The 14,670-nt window shown below is 70.9% G+C and carries 17 protein-coding genes; 14 read left to right on the top strand and 3 right to left on the bottom strand.

The genetic code is table 11. From position 1 onward, the window contains the following. Nucleotides 1-3 precede the first annotated feature (3 nt). Complete coding sequence (locus tag E4P42_RS23660) at nt 4-636, bottom strand: heme-binding protein (protein ID WP_135128639.1); 633 nt, start codon at nt 634-636, stop codon at nt 4-6. Between the two features lie 61 nt (nt 637-697). Further along, nucleotides 698-1,810 (bottom strand): serine hydrolase, encoded by a 1,113-nt coding sequence (locus E4P42_RS23655; RefSeq protein ID WP_245234199.1) that lies wholly within the window; start codon nt 1,808-1,810, stop codon nt 698-700. 163 nt (nt 1,811-1,973) lie between these two features. Here E4P42_RS23655 and E4P42_RS23650 point away from each other — a divergent pair, with 163 nt between their 5' ends. From E4P42_RS23650 to E4P42_RS23635, 4 genes are all read left to right on the top strand, one after another. Continuing rightward, nucleotides 1,974-2,714 (top strand): HAD-IIA family hydrolase, encoded by a 741-nt coding sequence (locus E4P42_RS23650; protein WP_371287077.1) that lies wholly within the window; start codon nt 1,974-1,976, stop codon nt 2,712-2,714. Continuing rightward, the gene (locus tag E4P42_RS23645; RefSeq protein WP_245234197.1) at nt 2,711-3,640 is read left to right on the top strand and encodes an arginase family protein; all 930 of its coding nucleotides are present in this window, start codon (nt 2,711-2,713) and stop codon (nt 3,638-3,640) included. The genes E4P42_RS23650 and E4P42_RS23645 overlap by 4 nt, the downstream gene beginning before the upstream one ends. A gap of 80 nt (nt 3,641-3,720) precedes the next feature. Next, nucleotides 3,721-4,437 carry a GntR family transcriptional regulator gene (locus tag E4P42_RS23640; RefSeq protein WP_135128633.1) on the top strand — a complete coding sequence of 239 codons (717 nt, stop codon included), beginning with the start codon at nt 3,721-3,723 and terminating at the stop codon, nt 4,435-4,437. Beyond that, a complete protein-coding gene (locus tag E4P42_RS23635; protein WP_135128631.1) occupies nt 4,434-4,907 on the top strand; it encodes a RidA family protein in 474 nt (157 codons plus the stop codon). Before E4P42_RS23640 ends, E4P42_RS23635 begins: the two co-directional genes overlap by 4 nt. A 1-nt stretch (nt 4,908) precedes the next feature. Here the strand turns inward: E4P42_RS23635 and E4P42_RS23630 are convergent, their stop codons facing one another. Then, nucleotides 4,909-5,496, bottom strand: coding sequence for an SRPBCC family protein (locus E4P42_RS23630; RefSeq protein WP_135128629.1), 588 nt, complete (start codon nt 5,494-5,496; stop codon nt 4,909-4,911). A 90-nt stretch (nt 5,497-5,586) separates the two neighbouring features. Here E4P42_RS23630 and E4P42_RS23625 point away from each other — a divergent pair, with 90 nt between their 5' ends. From E4P42_RS23625 to E4P42_RS23580, 10 genes are all read left to right on the top strand, one after another. Then, complete coding sequence (locus E4P42_RS23625) at nt 5,587-6,585, top strand: LLM class flavin-dependent oxidoreductase (protein ID WP_245234196.1); 999 nt, start codon at nt 5,587-5,589, stop codon at nt 6,583-6,585. Beyond that, nucleotides 6,582-6,902: a hypothetical protein gene (locus E4P42_RS23620; protein WP_135128627.1), complete on the top strand. Its 321-nt coding sequence runs from the start codon at nt 6,582-6,584 to the stop codon at nt 6,900-6,902. The genes E4P42_RS23625 and E4P42_RS23620 overlap by 4 nt, the downstream gene beginning before the upstream one ends. 58 nt (nt 6,903-6,960) lie before the next feature. Further along, complete coding sequence (locus E4P42_RS23615) at nt 6,961-7,944, top strand: ABC transporter substrate-binding protein (protein WP_135128625.1); 984 nt, start codon at nt 6,961-6,963, stop codon at nt 7,942-7,944. Between the two features lie 53 nt (nt 7,945-7,997). Next, nucleotides 7,998-8,804, top strand: coding sequence for an ABC transporter ATP-binding protein (locus E4P42_RS23610; RefSeq protein ID WP_245234195.1), 807 nt, complete (start codon nt 7,998-8,000; stop codon nt 8,802-8,804). Further along, on the top strand, nt 8,801-9,652 hold the full coding sequence (locus E4P42_RS23605; RefSeq protein WP_135128623.1) for an ABC transporter permease: 852 nt from the start codon (nt 8,801-8,803) through the stop codon (nt 9,650-9,652). Before E4P42_RS23610 ends, E4P42_RS23605 begins: the two co-directional genes overlap by 4 nt. Then, on the top strand, nt 9,649-10,440 hold the full coding sequence (locus E4P42_RS23600) for an ABC transporter permease (protein WP_245234193.1): 792 nt from the start codon (nt 9,649-9,651) through the stop codon (nt 10,438-10,440). Before E4P42_RS23605 ends, E4P42_RS23600 begins: the two co-directional genes overlap by 4 nt. Beyond that, nucleotides 10,437-12,746, top strand: a complete 2,310-nt coding sequence (locus E4P42_RS23595; protein WP_245234192.1) for a xanthine dehydrogenase family protein molybdopterin-binding subunit — start codon at nt 10,437-10,439, stop codon at nt 12,744-12,746. Before E4P42_RS23600 ends, E4P42_RS23595 begins: the two co-directional genes overlap by 4 nt. Then, a complete protein-coding gene (locus E4P42_RS23590; protein ID WP_135128621.1) occupies nt 12,743-13,618 on the top strand; it encodes a xanthine dehydrogenase family protein subunit M in 876 nt (291 codons plus the stop codon). The genes E4P42_RS23595 and E4P42_RS23590 overlap by 4 nt, the downstream gene beginning before the upstream one ends. Next, nucleotides 13,611-14,102 (top strand): (2Fe-2S)-binding protein, encoded by a 492-nt coding sequence (locus E4P42_RS23585; RefSeq protein WP_135128620.1) that lies wholly within the window; start codon nt 13,611-13,613, stop codon nt 14,100-14,102. The genes E4P42_RS23590 and E4P42_RS23585 overlap by 8 nt, the downstream gene beginning before the upstream one ends. Next, the coding region (locus E4P42_RS23580) for a glycosyltransferase (RefSeq protein WP_135128618.1) at nt 14,102-14,670 on the top strand (569 nt) is incomplete at its 3' end. The genes E4P42_RS23585 and E4P42_RS23580, both read left to right, overlap by 1 nt.

Genomic DNA, 14,670 nt, shown 5'->3' with positions numbered 1-14,670 from the left:
CGCTCAGGCGTCGATGGGAACCGCCACCTCGTTGCGGCGCAGGAACGGCAGCGTCCACGGCGGATCGTAGAACCACGCGGTGGGTGCGCCGGTCGGGGCGAACCCTGTGGCGCGCAGCGTGTCGGTGAGCTGGCGGGTGCGGGCGGCGACACTGTCCGCGCCGCGGTCACCGGTGAACCGGAGCACGGCCAGCGTCTCGGCCGGCACCTCGACCAGTGTCACGCGGTCGTCGTCAGGTGTGGGCAGGTCCTGCATCGTCCACTTGGCCGGCATGAAGAAGCGGATGGTCGAGCCGTCGTCGGCGCCGGTCTGGGCGACCGGTGCGGTCATCGCGATCCGCTGTCCGCGGCGGTCGGCCGACTGGGCGACCGGTGCGGTCATCGCGATCCGCTGGGCGGTGTGGTTGCGGCCGAAGATGTAGCCGGCGAGCCGGCGGAAGCCCTCGCTGCGGGCGGTCTCGGTGGCGGCGGCGACCGTGGTCTGGGCCGCGATGCGGGGACCGTAGCGGCGGATCTCCACCCCGTCGGCCAGTGGTTCGGAGGTGTAGGCGGGTTCTTCGGTGCCGGCGCGCACGCCCACGGCGGCCAGCGCCGATTCACCGATCTGTACTGCGAATCTCACGATGCCCCCGAGCATGAGCTTCTCCTTCCCGGTGTCGACGGTGATTCGGCGCCGCGGGCGGCCCGGATGGCCGCGGTCAGCTCAGGTGGGTGGCGACCGCGCCGAACGCGGCCAGCGTGGCGGACAGCGCGGCGTCGTCCTCGGGCAGTGCCCAACTGGACAGCTTCGCGGCGACCACGCCGGAGGGCCGGTGCACGTAGATCATCTGTCCGTGGATGCCCAGGCACAGCGCGACATCGGCGCCGGGGTAGGGCAGCCACCAGTTGTTGCGGTACATGCCGCCGGGGAAGCGGCGGGCGTCGCGGCTGCCGGCGAACGCCGCCCGCGAGTCGGGGCCACCGGTCAGCGTGTCGGCGACCCACGCCGGCGTCATCACCTGCGCACCGGTCAGCGACACCCCGTCGCGCAGCAGCAGGCTGCCGAACCGGACCAGGTCGCGCAGGCAGGCGTTGATCCCGCCGTCGAACATCCCGGTGCCCTCGCGGTCGATGCCGATGACCGCATCGGCCTGCGCCCCGAGACGGCTCCACAGCAGCTCGGACATGAGCGCGGGCATGCGATCGCCTGCCGCCGCCTCGCACACCCAGCCGAGCATGTCGGTCTCCCCGGAGCGGTAGTCGAACGGACCGCCGTGCGGGCCCTGCCGGCGCAGCGTGCGCAGATAGCCGTACATGGTGTCGGGGAGGCCGGGGACCGTGCGCGGCGCCCACCCGATGGCCTGTTCGAGCAGACGCACCTCGGCGTGCGGGTCGAGGTAGTCCTCGGAGAAGGCGATGCCCGACCGCATGTCGAGCAGGTGGCGCGGGGTGGCGTCGGCGTATCCGGCGCCGGCCAACTCCGGGATGTACGAGCGCAGCGGGCGGTCGAGGTCGAGGGTGCCCGCCCCGGCCAGCGCCCCGGCCACCGTCGAGATCAGGGTCTTGCTGACCGACATCAGCAGATGCGCGGTGTCCGCAGCCATGTCGCCCGGGTAGTGCTCCTCGAGCACGTCGCCGTGCTGGGTGACGATCCACCCGTCGGTGGCGGTGCCCGCCATGACGCCGCCGACCGTCGAGCCGTCGGGTAGCGGGAGGCCGGCGAGGCCTTCGGCCCGCGCGGGCAGTTCGGCGACCGGGCCGGAGCCCCGGGAGATCACGGCGGTGGGCAGGAAGTCTGCCAGATGCTGGAACGCCCAGTGCAGGTGCGGCATGGTCTGCCAGTTCTCCAGCGTGAGGCCGGGCGGGACGGCGGCGCGTTCGGTCACCCCGCCGACCCTAGTTCGCCCGGCCGGCCGGCTGCGATCCGTTGCGCCGACCGAGATCACTGACAGACTGGGATGCGTGCGTGGAACCCCGAAATGCTGGCTGACCGACATGGACGGCGTGCTGGTCCGCGAGGAGCACGCGCTGCCCGGCGCCGCGGAATTCCTGGCCCGGCTGACCGAGCTGCAGCGGCCGTTTCTGGTGCTGACCAACAACTCGATCTTCACACCGCGCGATCTCGCGGCGCGGTTGACCCGGTCCGGGCTGATCGTCCCCGAGGACTCGATCTGGACCTCGGCCCTGGCCACCGCGACGTTCCTGGCCGATCAGCTGCCGGGCGGGTCGGCCTACGTCATCGGCGAGGCGGGGCTGACCACCGCGCTGCACGAGGCCGGATACACCCTGACCGATGTGGCGCCGGACTTCGTGGTGCTCGGTGAGACCCGCACCTACTCGTTCGAGGCGATCACCAAAGCGGTCCGGCTGATCCTCGGCGGCGCGCGGTTCATCGCCACCAACCCCGACGTCACGGGCCCGTCGGGGGAGGGCCCGCTGCCCGCCACCGGATCGGTGGCGGCCATGATCACCAAGGCCACCGGCCGGGAGCCCTACTTCGTCGGCAAGCCGAACCCGATGATGTTCCGCAGTGCGCTCAACCGCATCGAGGCCCACTCGGAGAGCACGGTGATGGTCGGCGACCGGATGGACACCGACGTGGTGGCCGGTATCGAGGCGGGCCTGGAGACCATCCTGGTGCTCACCGGGTCCACCAGCGTGGAGGAGGTCGAGCGCTTCCCGTACCGGCCCAGCCGGGTGTTGCCGTCGATCGCCGAGGCCATCGAGCTGGTGTGAGCACGGGCGGCAGCACGATCACCGGCATCGACCTCATCGGGGTGCCGTTCGACGGTTACGGGCGACCCGGCAATCAGGCGCGGGCCGCACGGGCCCTGCGCCGCGCCGGTCTGGCTGCGGCGTTCGGCGCCCATCCGGTGGTGGCGGACACCGACCTCGATCTGCCGCCGCCCACGCCGATGCGCGGTGAACTCACCGGGCTGATCAACGAACCGGCGCTGACCGCGATGACCGGGGCGCTCGCCGAGCGGGTCGGCGCGGCGTTGGACGGCGGGCGTTTCCCGGTCGTCGTGGGCGGTGACTGCGCGTCGCTGCTCGGCATCATGGCGGGTTGCTCGAGGCATGCGCCCGACGTCGGACTGGTGTTCGTCGACGGACACGAGGACACGATGCCGCTCGACGTGTCCGAGGACGGCGAGGCCGCCAACACCGAGATCGGGCTACTGCTGGGATTGTCGGGCCGCCTGCTCCGCGGCCCGCTGGCCGAGATGCTGCCGGTCCTCCCACGCGACCGGCTGGCGGTCGTCGGCCCCCGGGACGCGCAGTGGCGCGCGCAGTTCAACGTCGGCACGCTCGCCGGCTGCGGGGTCTGGCTGACGCCGCACATCACCGTCGCCGCCGATCCGGCGGGCACCGCCCATCAGGCGGTGACGGCCCTGGCCGCCGGCGCGCGCAGATGGTGGCTGCACATCGATCTCGATGTGCTCGATCCGCGGGAGTTCGCGGCCCAGGGGCTGCCCGACGTGCCCGACGAGCCGGGTGGGCTGACGTGGGCGCAGCTGTCCGAGCTGGCCGACGTGGTGCTGCGGTCCGGCGGGTGCGCCGGTCTGAGCATGGTGATCTACGACCCCGATCAGGACCCCGCGGGTGTGGATGCGGCGCGGATCGTCGGCTTCGTCCGCACGTTGTTCGGGCATCAGCGGTGAGGACGGTCGCCGCGGCGCGGTGGTGGCGTCGCGGCGCGGCAATCGCATAGAGTATCCAATATTAGCGAAAGCGAGACCGTATGCCTCCGCGAACAGCCACCAAGCGCACCGCCGCCGACAAGCCTCGCGCCGACTTCGTCCGGCCCAAGACCGCCCAGCAGGCGGTCGCCGAGGCGTTGCGCCGCGACATCACCACCGGCAAGCTCGCGCCGGGCAGCTGGATCGTGCAGGAGACGCTGGCCGAACAGTTCGGGATGTCGCGGATCCCGATCCGCGAGGCGCTCAAGACCCTCGAGGCCGAGGAGTACATCACCTACGTCCCGCACAGCGGGTACCGCGTCGCGCAGCTGAGCCTCGAGGAGCTGATCGAGGTGTTCCGGATCCGGGACATCCTCGAGGAGGAACTCATCCGCGACGCGATGCCGACCGTCACCGACGAGATCATCGAGGCAATGCGCGCGGAGATGGCCGAGATGGACCGCGCCGCCGCCGACGGCGATCTCATCGCGGTCGGGGTGGCCAACCGACGATTCCATTTCCTCACCTTCGAGACCAGCCGGATGGCGCGCACCAAACGGCTGGTCACCCAGCTGTGGAACACCGCCGACGCCTACCGGCCGCTGTACGCCCACCTCATGGACCTCTGCAAGGTCAACGACGAGCACGTGCTGCTGGTCGAGGCGTTGGCCGCCCGCGATGTGGAGCGCACCGTCGCGATCAACTACCAGCACCGCTCCCACGCGGTCGACCACCTGCGCGAGCTGTTCGCCCGGGAGGAAGCCGGCACCGCGTCGTGACACCGCGGCAGCGGCTGACAGATCTCGGCTTCGACGTCCCGCCGCCGGCCGCCCCGAAGGGCGCCTACTTCCCGAGCCGCCGGTGCGGTGATCAGCTGTGGGTCTCCGGCGCCACCGCCCGCAGCGCCGGCGCACCGGCCCTGCGCGGGGTGGTCGGCGACGACGTCACGGTCGAGCAGGCCGTCGCGCAGGCGCGGCTGGCCGCGGTGAACCTGCTCGGGGCCGTCGACGCGGCGGTCGGCCTGGACGCCGTCACCGCGCTGGTGCATCTGCGCGGATATGTGCGCGCCACAGCCGACTTCGACACGCACCCGGCCGTCATCGACGGTGCGTCCCGGCTGCTTCTCGAGGTGTTCGGCGACGACACCGGCGCCCATGCGCGGACGGCGATCGGGGTGGCGTCGCTGCCGGGCGGAGCGTGTGTGGAGCTCGACCTGGTCGTCGGTGTCGCCGACCGGGGCGCCGGTTAGGTCAGCGGATCCGTTGCGCGGCACGCCCGATCGCCAGGCCGAGGGCCACGCCGGCCAGCGCCGTGACGAGCAGCGTCATGCGCTCGGACACCTGGCGGCGGGACGGCTCGGCCTGCGGCACGGCCGCCACGGCGGGGGCGGGGGCGCCACCGGTCATCATCGCGTTCAGGCGGACGACGAACTGCGCCAGGATGCGGTTGCCGACCTGGGTGATCACCCCGCTGCCGAACTGGGCGACGCGCCCGCCGAGTTCGAGTTCGGTCACCACCGTGACGTCCGCTTGCGCACCGGCGTCGCGCGCGGTCATCGTCACCGTCGCCTCGGCCGAGCCGTTCCCCCTCCGGTCGCGCGCCTGGCCGCGCACGACCATCTCGTGGGTGGTGTCGTCACGGTGCACGACGGTCGCGACGCCGGACAGCGTCATGCCCACCGGGCCGACCTTCACTGTGACGCTGGCGCGGTAGTCATCGCCGTCGCGGCCGTCGAGTTCGGCACCCGGTATGCACCCGACGACCGCCGGGATGTCGGTCAAGGCAGACCAGGCGGCGTCGAGCGGGGCGTCGACCGTGAATTCGTTGACGAGCCGCATTCGTGTTCACCTTTTCGTCGCTTCCGGTTGTGGGGCCGGAGGAGTGGACTTACGATTGGATACGATATCCAACGGTAGGAGGTCGAGCAGGTGTTGAGCAAGGGAGTCGGTCTCTTCCCGACGGAACCGGTCGGGGCGATGTGCGACTACGTGCAACTGTGTGAATCGCTCGGCTACGACAACGTGTGGTTCGGTGACTCGCAGAACATCTGGCGCGAGTCCTCGACGGTGATGGGCGCGGCCGCCGTCGGGACCGAGCGCATCGTGTTCGGTACCGGGGTCACCAACGCGGTCACCCGTCACCCGTCGCTGCTGGCGTCCACGTGGGCGACGCTGGCGGAGTTCACCGGCGGCCGGGTGGCACTCGGCATCGGCACCGGTGATTCCTCGTTGCGCACCATGGGGCTCAAACCGCAGAAGCTCGCCGAGCTCGAGCGGTCCATCGGCCAGTTGCGGGCGCTGTTCCGGGGGGAGAAGGTGCAGGAGGCCACCAGCGGCGCCGACTACCACCTCAATTACCTCTCCGAGCCGGTCGACATCCCGATCTACATCGCGGCGTCCGCGCCCAAGATCCTGCGGATGTCCGGCCGCGTCGCCGACGGGGTGATCGTCCTGGTCGGCACCGCACCGCATTTCATCGAAGCCGCACTCGAGACCATCGCGGCCGGTGCCGAGGAGAGCGGGCGCACGCTCGACGATCTGCACATCGTGCTCTGGACGCCGACGGCCATCGACGACGACCGCACCCTGGCGCGCGACCTGGTCCGCGCCCACGTCTCCCGCGTCGCGATCCGCCCGCTGCCGGCGCAGGTGGAACCCGCGCTGGAGAAGGCGATCGACCGGATCCGCGAGTCGTACAACTACTACGAGCACATGAGCACCGAGGCCTCGCACGCCGACCTGGTGCCCGATGAACTGGTCGACCTGTTCGCACTCGCCGGTACCCCCGCCGAATGTGCCCAGCGACTCAAGGAGATCGAGTCGCTCGGCGTCAACCAGGTGTCGATCGTGCCGTTCGTGCGCCCGGGTGAGAGCCGGGCGCCGACCATCCGCACCTTCGCCGAGCTCGTGGACGGGCCACAGCGGTGACCGCGACCGGCGACGCCGGTCCGTTCCCCGCGCCGGGGAGCGCAGTGCCCGGCGCGCCGCCACCGCTCAAGCGGCCGCTGACGCCCGCTGACGGCGTCGTGGTCGCCGCGGCGCCGCCGACCAGTGCCACGTCGCCGACGGGCGGTGCATCCCAAGACTTTCCGCGCATCGGTGCGGGGGAGGACGGCGCGCGGGTGCGCGCGCCCCAGTTGACCGCGGCCGCCGCGATGATCGGTGTCGCGGCGGGCCTCGAGCTCGCCGGCGTGCTGGCGCGCATCACCGCAGGTCGACGACGATCCAAAGGGGTGAAATGTTGACGCAGATCACACCTGTTCGTATGCTGTATCCAATATTCAGTTTACCGGAGGTAGTCCGATGATCTGGTCCCCCAAAACCCTTGCCGCCCTGCTGGCGGCGGCCGTTCTGGCCGTCGGCACCAGCGCCTGCGCGAACGAATCCGCCGGCCCCAGCGCCGAAGGCACCAAAGAACTGAGCATCTCGGCCACCGGCGTCGACAGCCTCCCGTTCATGGCCATCCTGCAGGTCGGCATCGACAAGGGGTGGTTCGAGGAGGAGGGCCTCGCGGTCGACCTGTATTCCGGTGGCGGCGGCGGCAATACGCTGCGCGTGGTGACCAGCGGTGACGCCGACATGGCGATCGCGGGGAACACCTCGGTGCTGCTGGCCGCGCAGCAGGCCGACTCCAACCTCAAGGTCATCGCGCCGTGGTTCCAGATCAACGACTTCTCCTGGATCTCCCCGCCCGGACGCAGCATCGAGGGCGCGACGCTGGGCTTCAGCTCGGCGGGCTCGTCGACCGAGCTGATCGTCAAGGCGCTGGAGAAGGAGCTCGGCGTCAAGGCGCAGGCCGTCGGCGGCATGGGGGACAACTGGACCGCCGCCAAGGCCGGTCAGATCACCGCCGGCTGGGCCATGCAACCGTTCATCGCCGACAAGCAGGCCTCCGAGAACGCGCAGATCCTGGTGAACTCGCGCGACGTGATCGGTGACATGCCCGCCGACCTGGTCGCGGTCAACGGAGACTACGCCGAGGCCAACGGCGACAACCTGCGCGCGTTCTTCCGCGTCGCCGACCGGCTCAACAAGTGGGTGGTCGACAATCCCGACGAGGCCGGCGCCGAGATCGGCCCGAAGGTGGGGGTCAGCCCCGAGGTGATGACCGCGGCGCTGCGCAACACGCCCGACATCGCCAAGGGCTACTCGCTGACCGTCGACCCGGCGGGCCTGAAGAACCTGTCCGAACTCATGGTCGAGGCCGGTCAGATCACCGAACCCGTCGACTGGGCCACCGTGCTCGACCAGCAGTACCTGCCCGAGGACGCCCGCGCCGAGGTCTGACCCGCACCAACTGGTTTCGCGAGGATGCGGAACCGCCCCACGATCGGAGACTCGTGAACGCACAATCCGAAGGCATTCAGATGCAGGGCGTGTCGGTGGTGTTCGACGCGCCTGCCGGCAAGGTCACCGCCGTCACCGGCATCGATCAGCACGTCCCGCATGCCAGCTTCGTGTCCATCGTCGGCCCGAGCGGCTGCGGCAAGTCCACGCTGCTCGCCGTCATCGCCGGCCTGCAGAAGGCCACCACCGGCCAGGTGAGCGTCGCCGGCAGGCCGGTGACCGGACCCGACCCCAAGATCGGCGTGGTGTTCCAGGAGGATTCGACGCTGCCGTGGCGCAGCGTCGAGGAGAACGTGGCGTTCGCGATGGAGATCATCGGGACCGCCAAGGCAGAGCGCAGCAGGCGGGCCAAGGACGCCATCGATCTGGTCGGCCTCACCGGATTCGAGAAGTCCTATCCCGCACAGCTTTCCGGTGGCATGCGGCAGCGGGTGGCGTTGGCGCGCACGCTGGCCGTGCAGCCGGAGGTGGTGCTGATGGACGAACCGTTCGCCGCCCTCGACCAGCAGACGCGGCTCTTCCTGGGCGCGGAGGTGCGCCAGATCTGGGCCCGCACGCACCAGACGATCATGTTCGTCACCCACGACATCAGTGAGGCGATCCTGCTGTCCCAGCAGGTGTGGGTGATGTCCTACCGGCCGGGTTCGATCATCGACGTCGTCGACATCGACCTGCCCGACGACCGCGATGCGAGCGTGGTGTCGACCCCGCGGTTCAACGAGTTGCACAACCGCATCTGGGGTTCCCTGCAGGCGGAGTCCATGCGAGGCTTCAAGCAGCAGGAGGCGGCGACCACGTGACGACGTCCTACGTCGCCCAAGACGACCTGCCGACCGAGACCATGCCCGATCCTCAGACCGGACCGCAGCCGGGCACCCGAACCCGCCGCATCAGCGGCGGCGTGTTCAGCGCCCTGGCCACCATCGCCCTGCTCATCGCGTTCGTGGTGATCGCCGAGATCGGCGCCACCACGGGCGTGTGGAGCGAACGGGTGCTGCCCGCCCCGTCGACGATCTTCGCCGAACTGCCCAGGCTGTTCGGTGAGCCGCAGTTCTGGCTGGACGCCCGCCGCACCGGCCTCGAAGTGGCGATGTCGATCCTGTTCGGCAGCCTCATCGGCTTTGTCGCCGGTGTGACGTTCTGGAAACTTCCGCTGGTGGGCCGCGTCTTCGAGCCCTACCTGGTCTCGTTCTACGCGGTGCCGCTGGTGCTGTTTTATCCGGTGATGATCGTGCTGGTCGGCATCAACGCGATGTCGGTGATCATCCTCGCCACGATCATGGCGGCCATCCCGATGGCGCTGAACACCGCCGTCGGCCTCAACACCATGCCGCCGGTCTACATGAAACTGGCGCGCTCGCTGCGGGCATCACCACGCCAGGCGCTGTTCTCGATCGCGGTGCCTGCCGCAGGCCCGTTCATCGTCGCCGGGCTGCGACTGGCCGTGGTCTACGCGCTGATCGGCACCATCGCGATGGAATTCACCACCGCCCAGGCGGGTCTGGGTTACCGCATCCGCTACCTGTACGAGATCTTCAACAACACCGAGATGTTCGCCTACATCGTGGTGGTGCTGGCCCTGTCGATGATCCTCACCGTGCTGCTGGCCCTGGCGGAGCGGGTCCTGTTGCGAGGGAGGAAGCAGTGACCGCGACGCTGCCGGACCAGGCCGCACCCCAGGACGCACCCGCGCGCCCCAGCCGGATCCGGGCCCTGCTGGGTAACCAGTTCGTCGGCGCGGTGGCGCTGGCGGTGCTGGTGATCATCGGCTGGGAGATCATGTCCAGCCTGACGTTCGTGATCCCGTCCCCGGTGCAGACGGTCACCGTGCTGTTCGAAAACCTGGCGGACCCCGAGTACCTGTTCGACCTGCGGGTCACCGCGCAGTCGGTGGCGATGGCGTTCGTGATCGGCACCCTGATCGGCGGTGGGATCGGGTTGCTGCTCGGGCTGTCACACCGGCTGCGGCTGATCTTCGAGCCGCTGATCATCATGCTCAACGGCATCCCGAAGATCGTGCTCTACCCCGTGCTGCTGCCGATCTTCAGCCTGTCCGGGTCCAAGGTTGTGATGGGCGTGTTGTTCGCGCTCTTCCCGGTGCTGATCAACGTCGCGACCGGCGTGCAGGAGATCCCGCGGGTGTACTGGAAGCTGGCCCGCTCGCTGAAGGCCAACTGGTGGCAGACGCTGGTGCACATCATCTTTCCGGCGATCCGGCGGCCGCTGCTGACCGGCATCCGCCTGGCGGTGAGCCTCGCCGTCGTCGGCGTCGTGCTCTCGGAGTTCTTCGCCACCCGCTACGGCCTCGGCCGCGTCGTGCTGCAGTCCTACAGCCACGGTGACTACCCGTCGATGGTGGCGACCATCATGTTGCTGATCACCATCTCGTTCGCGATCTCGGTGGCGTTGTGGCAGTGGGAGAAGCGCCTCCATTGAGTTACATCGGCACCTCGGTGCGGCGCCGCGAGGACGAGCGGATGCTCGGCGGTCAGGGCCGTTTCCTGGCCGACCACGCGGCGGGTGCGCACCACGCGGTGTTTTTGCGGTCCACCGAGGCGCACGCCCGCATCGAACGCGTCGACACCGCGGCCGCGGCCCGTCTGCCCGGCGTGGTCGGCGTCTACACCGCCGCCGACCTCGGCCTGGCCGGGGCCGCGATCCCCGCGCTGACCACGCCCGACGAGCGGTTCGTCGCCGCCACCGGGTGCGTGCTGGCCGATCAGCGGCTGGCCATCCTGGCCTCGGACACCGTGCACTACATCGGCCAGCCGATCGCCGTGCTGATCGCCGAGGACCGCTACCTGGCCGAGGACGCGCTCGAGGCGATCGAGGTGACCTACGCACCGCTGCCCGTCGTCACCGACCCGGAGGCGGCGCTGGGCCCGGACAGTCCCGTGCTGTTCGACCACCTGGGCTCCAACGAGGTGGCGCGGCTGCAGTTCTCGTTCGGCGCCCCCGAGCAGGCGTTCGCCGCCGCCCCCCACGTCGTGGAGGGCACCTACCGGATGAACCGGCACGGTGCGATTCCACTCGAATGTCGGGGCGCCAGGGCGGAATTCGACCCGCAGCGCCGCCGGGTGGAGCTGCTGACGTCGACCCAGATCCCGCACACGGTGCGCAACGCGATCTGCGCGGTGACCGGCTGGACCCCGCAGGATGTCACGGTGTCGGTGCCCGACGTGGGCGGCGGGTTCGGCACGAAGGCCAACGTGTACGCCGAGGAGATCGTGCTGGCGGTGCTGGCGCGGCACACCGGGCACCGCGTCATCTGGGTCGAGGACCGCTCCGAGCACCTGGTGGCCAGCGCGCAGGCCCGCGACCAGGTGCACCACACGCGGCTGGCCGTCGACGCCGACGGCCGGATCCTGGCGTGGGAGGACTCGTTCGTCGCCGACATCGGCGCAGGCAGCCTATGGGTGGCGGGCATCGTCGCCAACACCGCGATCCACCTGCTCGGCCCCTACCGGGTCCCCGCCGCGCACATCAGCGGCCGCGCCGCGCTGACCAACAAGACGCTCACCGCGCAGTACCGCGGCGCCGGTCGCCCCGAGGCGACGTTCGCGCTGGAGCGCAGCCTCGACGCGGCGGCCCGCGAACTGGGCCTCAACAAGGCCGAGATCCGCAGGCGCAACCTGCTCACCGCCGCCGATCTGCCCTACCCGCGTCCCCTGCCGTACCGCGACGGTGTCCCGATCTCCTTCGACGGCGGCGACTACCGCGCCTGTCTGGAGTCGGTGCTCGACCTGCTGGCGCCCGGCGAGGTCGCCGCCTGCGCGGCCGACCATCCCGACCACCACATCGGCTACGGCCTGTCGTCGTACCTGGAGGCGACCGGGCGCGGCCCGCACGAGACCGCCCGCATCCGGGTGCTGGGCGACGGCGGCTTCGAGGTCACCGCGGGCGCCGCGGCGGCCGGTCAGGGTCATGAGACGGTGTTCGCCCAGGTGGCCGCCGAGGCGCTGGGCGTGCCGATGGAGTGCGTGCGCTACGTGCCGTCGAACACCGAGCGCCTGCCGGAGGGCGTCGGCACCTTCGCCAGCCGGTCGGCCATCCTGGCCGGGTCGGCCGTGCACGAGGCCGCGCGCAAGCTGATCGACGTGGCGCTGCAGCGGTTGCGCCGGCTGTTCGGTGGCGACGACGCGGACGTCGGCTACCGCCACGGTGTCTTCCGCGCGGGACGGCGGCGGCTGAGCTGGCGTGAGGTGGCGCAGCTGCAGGCCGTCGGCGGTGAGACCGAAGGCGGTGCCGCGCTCGACGTCACCGCGGTGTTCCGGGTCGAAACCGTGACGTGGACCATGGGCGTGCATGCGGTGATCGTCGGGGTGCACCGCCGCACCGGCCTGGTCACGGTGCTGCGCTACGCGGTGTCGCACGAAGGTGGCCGCGAGATCAACCCCCGCATCGTCGAGGGACAGATCATCGGCGGCGTCGCCCAGGGCATCGGTGGCGCACTGTTCGAACAGTGGCGCTATTCCGATGCCGGACAACCGTTGTCGACGACGTTCGCGGCCTATCACGTGCCGCTGTCGACCGACGTGCCACGGGTCGCCGTCGAGCACCTCCACGTCGACACCCCGGCCAACCCGATCGGCGTCCGGGGTGCGGGGGAGAGCGGCACGATCGCGGTCTACGCCGCGGTGGCCAGCGCGGTCGACGACGCGCTCGGCGGCGCCGTCCACGTCGACGCCACCCCGATCCGTCCCGGCGATCTGTGCCGCGCACTGGCCGGGGTGGGCGCATGAAGCCCGCCGCGTTCACCTATCACCGCCCGGCCTCGGTGGCCGAGGCGCTCGACCTGCTGGCCGCCCACCCCGACGCCAAACTGCTCGCGGGCGGTCAGTCGCTGCTGACGCTGATGAATCTGCGTTTGGCGCGGCCGTCGGTGATCGTCGACATCGGCAGGCTGACCGAGCTGACCCGGATCTTCGACGACACCGACGACCTCCTGCTCGGCGCGCTGGTCACCCACCGCGCCGTCGAGGTCGATCCGCTGGTCGCCGCGCGGACGCCGCTGCTGGCCGACGCCGCCCGCCACATCGGGCACATCGGGATCCGCAACCGCGGCACACTCGGCGGCTCGCTGGCCCATGCCGACCCGGCCGCCGAGATGCCGCTGGCCACTTTGGTTCTGGGCGCGACCTTCCACGTCGAGTCGGCCGTGTCCGGCCGCAGGCGGATCGCCGCCGAGGACATGTTCGTGTCGCTCTACACCAGCGCCCTGGAACCGCACGAGATGCTCACCTGGGTGTCGGTGCCGGCGCTGCGGCCCGACCAGGGCTGGGGATTCACCGAATACGCGCCCCAGCACGGCGACTACGGCCTCGCCGGGGCGGGGGCGCTGCTGGACCTGCGCCCGGACGGGACGATCGGCGCGCTGCGCGCCGCGGTGCTCAGCGCGGCCGACCGACCACTGCTGTTCCTCGGCGACGCGGCGGCCGGGATGCGCCCGTCCGCCGGCCTGTTCGCCGATCTCGCGCGCGGCTGGGCCGCGGGCACCGACCCAGCCGCCGAGGACGCCGACCACGCCCGGCGACTGTGCGCCGAAGCGTTGGCCGACGCCCTCGGTCAGGCCGCGCGGCGCGCCGCCCGGCACGAGGAGCCGATCCATGTCTGAGCTGCCCGACGCGGTCACCGTGACCACCACCGTCAACGGGCGGGAGGTCTCGCGCGCGGTGCCCGCACGGCTCACGCTGGCCGACTTCCTGCGCGACCACCTGGGCCTGACCGGAACCCATCTGGGCTGCGAGCACGGGGTGTGCGGTGCCTGCACGGTGTTCGTCGACGGGCGCAGTGCGCGGGCATGCCTGACGTTGGCGGTGCAGGTCGACGGGTCGCGGGTGGACACCGTGGAGGGGCTCGACGCGTACGAGGAGACCGCCCGGCTGCGTCAGGCGTTCGCCGAACGTGGCGGACTGCAATGCGGCTTCTGCACTCCCGGATTCCTGGTCACCGCGGTCGAGCTGCTGCGCGATCCCGACGCCGACAAACCCCACACCGAGGAGTCGGTGCGAGAAGCCCTGTCCGGCAACATCTGCCGCTGCACCGGTTATCAGGGCATCGTGGCGGCGGTGCTGGACGCGGCAGGCCCACCGGAGTAATGCCCGGCGCCCCCCCGGGTGTCGCACGCCGCGCCCGGATGCCCGCGCTGTTGCGGCCGGTCGGCCGGCCGCGGTGGGGCATGGCGGTGGCGCTGGCCGCCGCGCTCGGCGCCCGCTACGTCACCCGGCCGGTCCACGACTCCGCCAAGGCGGGCAACCTCAACCACGCGCTGGCCATGGTCACCACCGACCTGGTCGCGGTGTTCGACGCCGACCACGTGCCCGAGCCGGACTTCCTGACCCGCACCCTGCCCTACTTCGCCGACCAGCAGCTGGCGCTCGTGCAGACGCCGCAGGACTTCTACAACACCTCCTCCTTCGAGCACTACCGGCCGGGCTCGCCCCTGCACGAGGAGTCGCTGTTCTACCGGGTCGTCCAGGCCGGCAAGCACAACGCCGGCGCCGCGTTCTGGTGCGGCACCAACGCGGTCCTGCGGGTCTCGGCGCTGCGCGGCGTCGGCGGCGTGGCCACCGAGACCCTCACCGAGGACTTCCACACCACCCTGCGGCTGCACCGCGCCGGCTGGCGGACGGCCTACCACAACCAGGTCCTGGCCAGCGGCCTGGC

Origin of the sequence: Mycobacterium sp. PS03-16 (assembly GCF_004570325.1) — a bacterium.
Classification (GTDB): domain Bacteria; phylum Actinomycetota; class Actinomycetes; order Mycobacteriales; family Mycobacteriaceae; genus Mycobacterium.
Note: the sequence above shows the minus strand (reverse complement) of the source record. Positions and strands in the feature narration are given on the sequence as shown.

Excerpts from the sequence above, each read along its gene's own strand:
- E4P42_RS23660 (WP_135128639.1), bottom strand. The coding sequence starts at position 636 with ATGCTCGGGGGCATCGTGAGATTCGCAGTACAGATCGGTGAATCGGCG.
- E4P42_RS23655 (WP_245234199.1), bottom strand. The coding sequence starts at position 1,810 with ATGCCGCACCTGCACTGGGCGTTCCAGCATCTGGCAGACTTCCTGCCC.
- E4P42_RS23650 (WP_371287077.1), top strand. The coding sequence starts at position 1,974 with ATGGACGGCGTGCTGGTCCGCGAGGAGCACGCGCTGCCCGGCGCCGCG.
- E4P42_RS23640 (WP_135128633.1), top strand. The coding sequence starts at position 3,721 with ATGCCTCCGCGAACAGCCACCAAGCGCACCGCCGCCGACAAGCCTCGC.
- E4P42_RS23630 (WP_135128629.1), bottom strand. The coding sequence starts at position 5,496 with ATGCGGCTCGTCAACGAATTCACGGTCGACGCCCCGCTCGACGCCGCC.
- E4P42_RS23615 (WP_135128625.1), top strand. The coding sequence starts at position 6,961 with ATGATCTGGTCCCCCAAAACCCTTGCCGCCCTGCTGGCGGCGGCCGTT.
- E4P42_RS23590 (WP_135128621.1), top strand. The coding sequence starts at position 12,743 with ATGAAGCCCGCCGCGTTCACCTATCACCGCCCGGCCTCGGTGGCCGAG.
- E4P42_RS23585 (WP_135128620.1), top strand. The coding sequence starts at position 13,611 with ATGTCTGAGCTGCCCGACGCGGTCACCGTGACCACCACCGTCAACGGG.